This window comes from uncultured Microbulbifer sp. (genome assembly GCF_947498635.1).
Taxonomy (GTDB): domain Bacteria; phylum Pseudomonadota; class Gammaproteobacteria; order Pseudomonadales; family Cellvibrionaceae; genus Microbulbifer; species Microbulbifer echini.
Genome location: NZ_CANMKV010000069.1, coordinates 1 through 6,818, shown reverse-complemented (window position 1 = coordinate 6,818; position 6,818 = coordinate 1). Strand labels below are relative to the sequence as shown.

The window sequence follows — 6,818 nt, the reverse complement described above, 5'->3', positions numbered from 1 at the left end:
TGGAAGCTTACTAGCCTACAGCCAGCTGGCCTCTCTCGCTATTGCCAAGTGTGTCGGTTGTTATGGGAATCTAGGAACTAATAATTAGAGAAATCGTGCCCCAAACCTACAAGAGCGACAATAATAATTTGGGGCACCCATAAAAGTAGTAGTTTCAATCGTCACCAATATTGATACTGGATCAAATACTGTATCAATAGCTCACCAAATAAAAGGTAACTTGATCTATAGCTTCCCTGAATATCCCACCATAAAGCTAGGATATAACTTCCTCACCACAGACTAGAATAGTATGATGGCACCAAGAAAATATCTTTAGCCATTGATCTTTTTACGGATACGGCTTAATGCAATAGGTGTAATACCGATGTAAGACGCTATCATTTTTAGCGGAAGCCTTTCACGTAACTGAGGATTCTGTTCCAGAAAATCAAGATATCGCTGTTCAGCACTTAGCTGAACGAATGAATATTCTCGCTCTTCCTTTTTAATAAACATACTTTCTAGCAAAGTGCTATAAGCCAACAAAAAGCCAGGTTGATCTTTCATTTTCTCAAAAAAATCAGGCCATTCGAAGCCCAAACAGAGTACATCATCCAAAGCCTCTATGCTGAACAATGCTCTAGTCTTTCTGGTCATGGCCCGAGTGGATCCCGCTACACAAGGGGCACAGGCAAAAGACTGTGTAAACTCCTTCCCATCTGGGGAAACACTCATATATCGAGCATATCCACTTAGCATAAAATATATTTTCGACGCTGGCTGCCCTTGCCTGATTAGATAATGCCCCTTTTTTAAATGTCTGAGCTCACCACTTAAACCATACTTCCTGAAATCAGAAGCTTCCAAGCTACTACCAGGGCTACAAAAATAGTCAATAAAATTATTCATCTGTTTTTGTATATTCATAGTACTACATCTCTACTGACGAGTAGTCGGCACAATGCCATAAATACAGCAATCATGCCAGCCACACTCTCAGAGTGAGTTAGTATTTCGTCATGTTGAAGGTTAACTGAATACCAAAAAATAGGATCGAATTGCTTAGAGAGCCCTTAGCACTACTTACTGCTTATCTATAAACTTGGAATATAGAAACTCAGCCACTGCAAAATCCAGTTCCAATTTAAAATCTTCAGAAAATATTTGATGCAAAACTTCAGAACTTGATACTTTTGTTGTTTGCGCTTTACCTTTATACCTTCTATAAAAATCACCATTGCGCAACGATTTTACATCGTAAAAGCAGTTTCGGCTGACTACTAGATTTTGGACAAAAACAGCATTTGGATAGTTACAAGAGTAAAAATGTGCAGGCAAACACTCAGCTTCACTATAATTGCGAAGATCGAATGTATACAGAGTCAGAAATTCATTATCCTTTAATATCTGAAAGCAGTAGTCACCATTTTCATGGGTTATTACACGGTAGCAAGTATCGCCTTGCTTATGCTCTAAGCCTACTTCCAGCTTTATAGGATAAAGAGGACCTTGGAACCCAAAACCGGCATCAACAATATACTTATCTCCTTGGAAGTTCAGTAAATTGACTCTGTGTGTTCTGGGTACATCTAGAGATTTTCCGTTAACGACTTTTGCCAACAGTAGTCGAACTTCAAACCCAAGCTCTTCCAATATGTTAAATACCAACTTGTTATGCTCAAAGCAATACCCTCCACGTTTCCTTTCAACAATTTTGTCAAAGATCATCGGGAGGTCTAAAGAGATTTTTTGGCCTAAAACAACGGCTAAGCTATTGAAGCTGTAACGTGCAATATGCTTACTTTGAAGCTTAGCGAGAAAATCTATATCTCTAATTTCGAGAGACAACCCAAGATCTGCAAGGTATTTAGAGGTTATTTGTTGGCGTGAATAATTGATGCCTGTCATTTTTTTCCTCATTACTTCAGTTTTAAGCCATAATAATGTACCCATGGCTCACCATCCTTAACCTAGGTTTAGTACAGCATGTATTGATTACCTGTTTCCTAGCAGCTGGCTTGGTACGTCCCCACCTTTGCGGGCGGTATACCGGCATTGTGTGGATAGAGACCTGCCATAGCGTATTAGAAGATTAGATATCGAGGCCCCCTAGTTGCCTGGCGATGGAAGCCAATCCAAGTGATGGTATCCAATACTGCTGCAACTTGCGGATTGTGTACCAACTATCTTGATCACAGTGAACGCTATACAAGATGACTACACTCCACCAGGTCATTTCCGAGGCCTTTAGCATCGACGCTAAGCCCAGCCATTCTGTGATTGCCTACGCAACAAGGGATACGTAAACAGGCTGCGCGATAGCACCAGCGTAAATCAATCAAGCTAAATGAAGTTTCACCACACCACCAAACGTGATTTGGTTACCTGGCAACGGTGGAAGACCTCTTGGAGATCAACAGGGCGGTCGCTTTTTTTGCCTCTCCATCTCCCGCGCCAGCTGCTAATTCCGGGACTCAAGCTCTTTTATTTTCTCCTGCTTCGGCACGAGAAATTTTGACTGGGCTCTCACTGCCTCGCCCAATCTTGAGCGGTCATATCGTTCAGTAGATGCCGATTGTACCGATATACAACGAACGGGCCTCTTCAAAGATCGTATAAACCAGATCGCCTGCCTGGAGGACAGCAAATAGTTTGAACTGAGGGGTGAAGAATTCACATTGTTCTCTCATCAAGTACCGTTGTCTCAAGTGGTCACTTTCCCCAGAAATTGGTCTCCAGATTTAGTAGGCAGCTAGCTCACACTTGTCAACAAGAGCCTGATTTTGCCAACAAAATTCCTACACTGCCTTTAAATCACGTTCATTAACTATAAGTGAATCAATATATGCAGTGGACAATCACTTACTCATTTACATACATGGATCAAGCCCAAATTGACAGGCCAATCGCACATCTAACCCCGTAAGATCTCTTATCTTCTGTAGATTTTAGCGTAATAAACCTAGGTTAATTAGATTCCCTTCCAGGCTTCGTATACTAGAACCCTCTGTTGGAGAAACACCCAACATATAAAGGCCAATTTAATAGGAATATGTTATGAAGAAAATCATTAATTTAAGCGCGTTAATGTTACTAATTTTGATGTGCGGGTATAACCATGCAGATGAACAAAAGAAAGTACTCATTGTATTAACTAGCCATAGTGACCTCGGCAATACTGGCAAGAAAACTGGATTCTGGTTGCCGGAACTTACTCACCCCTATTATGAATTTGTCAACGCAGGTATCAAAGTAGATGTGGCCAGCATTGACGGCGGCGTGGCCCCCATAGATAACAAAGCTTTTGAGGAGCACGACGACTATCACGAGATTTTTCTAAATGATGCGGTATTAATGTCAAAGGTAATACGAAGCATTGCACTGGCCGATATCAACGCCAGTGAATATCAGGCAGTTTTGTTTAGTGGCGGCTCAGGTCCTATGTGGGATTTCCCCAACAACCCCGACATTAACCGAATCTCTTCAGCCATCTATGAACGTAAAGGTATTGTCTCCGCCATATGTCACGGCAATGCAGCGCTGATAAATATTACGCTATCTGACGGAAGCCTCTTGATTAAGGATAGAAGAATTGCTGCTTTTACCAATGAAGAAGAAGCTTCCCTGGGTACAACTGATATTATTCCTTTTTTATTACAAGACAAGCTAGTAGAGCAAGGTGCTATTCATGTAAACGGCGAAGCATGGAAAGAAAATGTCGTTGTATCTGATCGACTTATTACCGGACAAAACCCCGCATCTGCCAAAAAACTAGCCCAAGCGATCATTAACAAACTGAATGGTGTATAAAATAACAATTCTACATATCCACAAGAACAGTAACAACAAACGTCCTCATATCGACACCACATAAATACAGGACGCGCACTGTATAAATAGCCTGATAAATAGGGGGAGGCAACCAATGCCTCTTCCTCACAGTGCCATAATATCACTAGAGGTCATTCCTTATTACAGTCAATTGTGGCCACCTCAACCCTAAACCTATAGAATCTAGAATCCAACTGTGAAGAAGATGTATTTCTTTATTCTTACACTATTCATTCTTTTTTCTACCATAAATGATAACTGGGCTGAGTTTGGTATGGGATGTTGGAAAGTTAGTTCTTGATACCACCTCATAGGTAGTATCAAGCAATAATTTCCATATCGTACTTTATATGGACAAAGATGTAGCGCTGGCCCAATTCATTACCTTGGTAAAGATATACAAGTCTTTCAAACCGGATCAGCATTTCTTTAAGTGGAAACAAGAGTCTCGATATTCAATTATTCAAGAGAATCTTCAAATTCCTTTTTGCTCTCTAATTCGTAATAAAGAACATCACTCCAATACAAACCCAGCGGAGGCTCACTCTCAACGTTGTCAAATTTACCATTGAACTGGAGCCCATAAAATGGACTTAAAGTAGATTCTGAATTGTTTTCTGTTACCCTCTTTACGATATCAGCCGAAACCTTTGGGTCTTCAGGAAGTGCATCAATAGCAGCTCCAGCTTCACGGCAAGCGATAATTTCGGATTCAACGTAGCCACGCAGGACTGACTCTTCAGATTCATCCATACAGTCCAGCTCGATAGTCTCAAGCAGTAGATACCTATTTTTAGGTTTTTGAAGGAATTTTAACGTTTCATTTAGCATTGAATCCGGCAGATCCTTAATGTCTTTGCTGATAAATCGTAGCATTTCAACAAATTTCTTTAACCGCGCAAATCCTGCCTCAAAGTCACTACTAATAGCATAAAGTTGAGTTTTATTATCGGGTGAATCGTCCTCAAAGCCATCCGAGACCAGTGACGCGCACAGTTTGGGATTCCCAGACATTAGCGCGCGATAAGTGAAGGGAATACTATATGGCCATTCAGATAAGCCTGAGATACTCTCGGGGCGATCTGAATAGGATTTAGGTTGATTACTAAGGCTATAAAGATAAGAACGATTTGCCATTTTGAGGCTCCCTATAAATACTGCCAACGGCACAACGTTATCGTTGTCATGCCTTTTCTGCTTAAGAAAATTATTGGATTGAAACTTCCTGGGCTGAGAAAGTCGAGTATGAAATTAACTTTATGTGCCAACCACCCAGTTAGTTGTTAATAACCATCGATTCGTTCGTAAAATTGAGTAGATGGGTCAGTTAGGTACTGACCGCCAGTGTTCTATTTCTGTTAGAACTAGACTCTACCACTACTGAGCCTGATTATGTACAAAGGGGCTTTATTTTAACGATATTTTTCAGAAAATTGATTTTAATCAATTTCAGCTTTGGACTTCTCTAGCGGTGCTGCAGCCAGAGCTACTCAATTTTACCACCTGCAAATAGCTCTGGTCACTCGGGAGATTATCAAACCACAACCTACCTTAACCTGAACTTTAAATTACTCACGCTATACATGTAACTATTACTTACTTTTCCTATCCTTTGTCTTCCTTCATTAAGTCTATCTTAGTTACCAGGCTCCTATTTTTCTTGGCACTCCCTTTCTTCCAATACCCCACCTCTCTTGATTGAGTATTCTGTATAACTCCCGGTCATTATATCGAGAATTTGTAACCAAGAATAAAATAGCGCTTTGTCAGATTTAGCAATTTCTTCTGCCAGTTCCTTTGCGGCTTCTTCTGTGGGTGCAGAATCCCTAAAGCTTTTTGCTCCACCGTTCATTAAATGTATTCGCTCGGCAAAAATTGCGAACTGATTGATTTTTCTTCCCATAATATTTCTCCCTTTCAGTAAAAACAGCTTAAGGTCTTACACCCTTAAGCTGGGACTGCCATATAATTGATACTGCGCTCAACTCTCCGCATTTGCACTAAAGTCAGCTCTAACTCCTTACGTAGATCCATATCTACTGATACCGAAAAGCTGCGTACATATTTTGTATAGTTAAGGATACAGATAGCGTACATTGGCCGGTTGTTATAACCCGATCGGTAACGGCATATCTGGATCGGATCTCCGTCGATGACGATATTTCTGACCCTCATATTCACCCCCTTTTTTTACTGTACATACATACAGTATACGGTAAGAGGGTCGGGAACTGTCAAGTCAACATCGGCGCCAGTTCAGAATCCACTTCGTCGGTATCACCCCTCTCCGAATAAAAATTACCTGTCTTATCAAGCAGTTGGGGTGGAAATTAACTGTTTTGCTATAGCCACGGATGTAGACTTCCGCAGTACTGGCAATCGCTTTGTACACCACAGTCAAGGCTCTTAGTGCATACCGAACAATAAATGATCAACGGCCTACTGTATTGATTAAAACCTGATTAAGTGAAGAAGTGACGATAAGGAATATATGGGTGCATGGATCAACCCACCCTAGGAAATAGCAGAAAGAATATGCCTGGACATGTGTAGCAAGTTGCTATCGGTAGTGGTTTATGGGAGGCTTTGGCGGTCAGTCTTTGGGGGTATGCTGCGGTATCTCTAAGCTCTGGAGGCTTTTAACGAGCCAGCCTTCATACCAGTCCAGATAGCTACTAGACCACGGCTGTGGTTCCCGGTAACTCTGAGTAACCCATACTTCTCCCCTATGAGCACCGTTAATAACTAACATAAATTCAATACCACAGCCTATTTCTGCAATATCAATGGTGCCTGCTGACATCGGATATTCATCTTCGTCATCCTGGTAGTAGTACGGAATACCCTCTACGTTAGCACCATAAGAATCCGCAGCCCCAAAGCCAATCTCAAGAAGAAAGGCTCGAAATTCCTGCGGCAGAGAAATGTTGCCTAGATTGCCAACATAAGTGACACACGTTTACCCACCAAAAATTCCAGTGGGCTCAAGTAATTTAACACCTTCC

Annotated in this window: 5 protein-coding genes; 1 reads left to right on the top strand and 4 read right to left on the bottom strand. The window is 41.3% G+C overall.

Features of this window, described 5'->3' with window-relative positions; genetic code table 11:
* Positions 1-315 precede the first annotated feature (315 nt).
* Together Q1A69_RS19405 and Q1A69_RS19400 are read right to left on the bottom strand one after the other, a co-directional pair.
* A complete protein-coding gene (locus Q1A69_RS19405) occupies positions 316-909 on the bottom strand; it encodes a Crp/Fnr family transcriptional regulator (RefSeq protein ID WP_299589336.1) in 594 nt (197 codons plus the stop codon).
* 156 nt (positions 910-1,065) lie between these two features.
* Positions 1,066-1,935, bottom strand: coding sequence for an arylamine N-acetyltransferase (locus Q1A69_RS19400; RefSeq protein WP_299589333.1), 870 nt, complete (start codon positions 1,933-1,935; stop codon positions 1,066-1,068).
* A gap of 1,104 nt (positions 1,936-3,039) precedes the next feature.
* On the opposite strand from Q1A69_RS19400, the gene Q1A69_RS19395 reads away from it, so the two are divergent.
* Positions 3,040-3,792: a type 1 glutamine amidotransferase domain-containing protein gene (locus Q1A69_RS19395; RefSeq protein ID WP_299589330.1), complete on the top strand. Its 753-nt coding sequence runs from the start codon at positions 3,040-3,042 to the stop codon at positions 3,790-3,792.
* A 480-nt stretch (positions 3,793-4,272) separates the two neighbouring features.
* Here the strand turns inward: Q1A69_RS19395 and Q1A69_RS19390 are convergent, their stop codons facing one another.
* A complete protein-coding gene (locus Q1A69_RS19390; RefSeq protein WP_299589326.1) occupies positions 4,273-4,950 on the bottom strand; it encodes a hypothetical protein in 678 nt (225 codons plus the stop codon).
* 514 nt (positions 4,951-5,464) lie between these two features.
* Positions 5,465-5,716, bottom strand: a complete 252-nt coding sequence (locus Q1A69_RS19385; RefSeq protein WP_299589323.1) for a hypothetical protein — start codon at positions 5,714-5,716, stop codon at positions 5,465-5,467.
* Positions 5,717-6,818: the final 1,102 nt, after the last annotated feature.